General features: G+C 41.5%; 2 protein-coding genes. Both read left to right on the forward strand.

What is annotated here, in order from left to right; translation table 11 throughout:
* Positions 1-1,929: DNA polymerase I (gene polA, locus H6S82_RS28835; protein ID WP_191057146.1), on the forward strand; the 1,929-nt coding region annotated here is incomplete at its 5' end.
* Between the two features lie 198 nt (positions 1,930-2,127).
* Positions 2,128-2,431 (forward strand): ankyrin repeat domain-containing protein (locus H6S82_RS28840; RefSeq protein ID WP_347339564.1); only part of this gene is annotated, 304 nt, incomplete at its 3' end.

The raw sequence follows: 2,431 nt of genomic DNA on the forward strand, positions 1-2,431 counted from the left end.
TTTCCGGAATCTGAAGATTTGGCATTTTTCAGTTTTGAGGAAACGCAAGCAGCACAGAAAAAACCGGATTCTGCAATTACACCTCAGATTATCGATACTCCAGACAAACTGAAAGAACTGGTAAAACAACTGCAACTTTGCACGAATTCAACTACACCTGTGGCGTGGGATACGGAAACAAGCGATTTAGAACCGCGAGATGCTGAATTAGTGGGAATTGGCTGTTGCTGGGGAATAAATCCAGATGAGATTGCTTATATTCCAATTAGCCACAAAAAAGGTGCAAACTTAGATAAAGCAGAAGTTTTAGAGGCATTGCGTCCGATTTTAGAGAGTGATAAATATCCGAAAACGCTACATAATGCGAAGTTCGATCGCTTAGTATTTCGGTGTCAGGGAATTAAGCTGGCCGTCGTTGCGTTTGAAACCATGCTGGCTAGTTATGTTTTGAATCCAGAAAACAGTCACAGCCTCAGCGATTTGGCGCTGCGATATTTAGATATAAATATTCAAAGTTATGCAGATTTAGGAATACCGAAAGGTAAAAATATCGCCGATTTAGATATCGCTAAAGTGGCAGATTACTGCGGAATGCAAGTATATGCGACATTTCAACTTGTTGGCAAACTGCGCGAACAACTAAAAACCGCTGCCAAACTAGACGATTTGCTGCTGGAAGTCGAACAACCGTTAGAACCAGTGTTAGCAGAAATGGAGTATGTCGGCATTAGGATTGATGCTGCATATCTGAAAGAACTATCGCAAAAGCTGGAAAAAGATTTGGAAACGATCGAACAAAAAGCTTATGAGGTTGCTGGAGAAAAATTTAATTTGGGTTCCCCTAAGCAATTGAGTCAGCTACTGTTTGAAAAACTGAAACTAGATCCAAAAAAATCTCGGAAAATCGCGACGGGTTATTCTACCGACGCTGGTACACTGGAAAGACTGCAAGGAGATCATCCAGTTGTGGATGAGATTCTCGAATATCGCACTTTATCTAAATTGAAATCAACTTATGTAGATGCGCTACCCACACTGATTCGATCTGATACTCAGCGGGTGCATACAAATTTTAATCAAACGGTGACTGCAACTGGAAGGCTGTCTTCTTCCGAACCGAATTTGCAGAATATTCCCATTCGCACTGAGTTTAGCCGCCTCATTCGCAAAGCTTTTTTGCCAGAAAATAACTGGTTGATGGTATCGGCGGATTATTCCCAAATCGAGTTGCGAATTTTGGCGCATTTGAGTCAAGAACCTGTACTTGTTGAAGCATATAAAAATAACGAAGATATTCACACTGTCACGGCGCGGATAGTGTTTGAAAAGGAAAAAGTTACTTCTGACGAACGCCGCTTGGCGAAAACGATTAACTTTGGCGTGATTTATGGAATGGGGTCGCTGAAATTTTCGCGATCGACTGGCGTAAATAAGGCAAGTGCGAATGAGTTTATCAAAAAATTCTACGTTCGCTACCCAAAAGTTTTTGAATATTTGGAGAGAATGAAACGAGAAGCGATCGCACACGGTTACGTCGAAACAATTTGCGGACGCCGCCGCTATTTCAACTTTGAAAGTGGTAGCGTTCGCAGCTATCTAAACTGTAACCCAGACGAGATCGACTTCGATAAACTCAAGAAAATGAGTGCGTCTGACGCACAACTTTTACGCGCTGCTGCTAATGCACCCATTCAAGGTTCCAGCGCCGATATCATCAAAATTGCCATGATAAAACTGCACCAAATTTTACAGAAATATCAGGCGCGTTTGGTATTGCAAGTGCATGATGAATTGGTGTTTGAAGTTCCGCCATCTGAGTGGGAAGAATTGCAACCGAAGATTCGAGAAACAATGGAGAATGCCGTGCAATTAACTGTGCCTTTAGTAGTTGACGTTCATGTCGGGCAAAATTGGATGGAGACGAAGTAAAGCAAATTTAGATGCGCTCTTTAAAAAAAGAGTGAAAGTTATCTCAGAATGATGAGACCTTTTTACCTACTTACCAAAGCAATTCAATCAAATGATGTAGAAACTGTCAAAAACCTGCTTCAGCAAGGAGTAGAGCTTAATCCCGTATGGGATTTCTCTCCTCTAGCAGACGCGACAAGGCAAGGGAATTTGGAGATTATGAAATTGCTGATTAAAGCGGGTGCTGATGTGAATTTACAAATGGAAGAAGGAGACACCGCTTTAATGGATGCAGCTCTGGCGGGGAATCTTGATGCTGTAAAAATACTGGTTGAAGCTGGTGCAGATGTAAATCTTAAAAACTGTTCTGGAGAACACGCTCTGAGTATGGCTGCTTATAACGCACATGAGGAAATATTTTATTATCTTGAGCCTTTAACAATTCCAAAATGGGAACCTGGAGCAAAAATTTTAGCTGAAGCTAAACGGAGGAAAAAGAGCCGAAATGTGAAAGGAGTATGGG

This window comes from Planktothrix sp. FACHB-1355 (genome assembly GCF_014748295.1).
Taxonomy (GTDB): Bacteria; Cyanobacteriota; Cyanobacteriia; order Cyanobacteriales; family Aerosakkonemataceae; genus Aerosakkonema; species Aerosakkonema funiforme_A.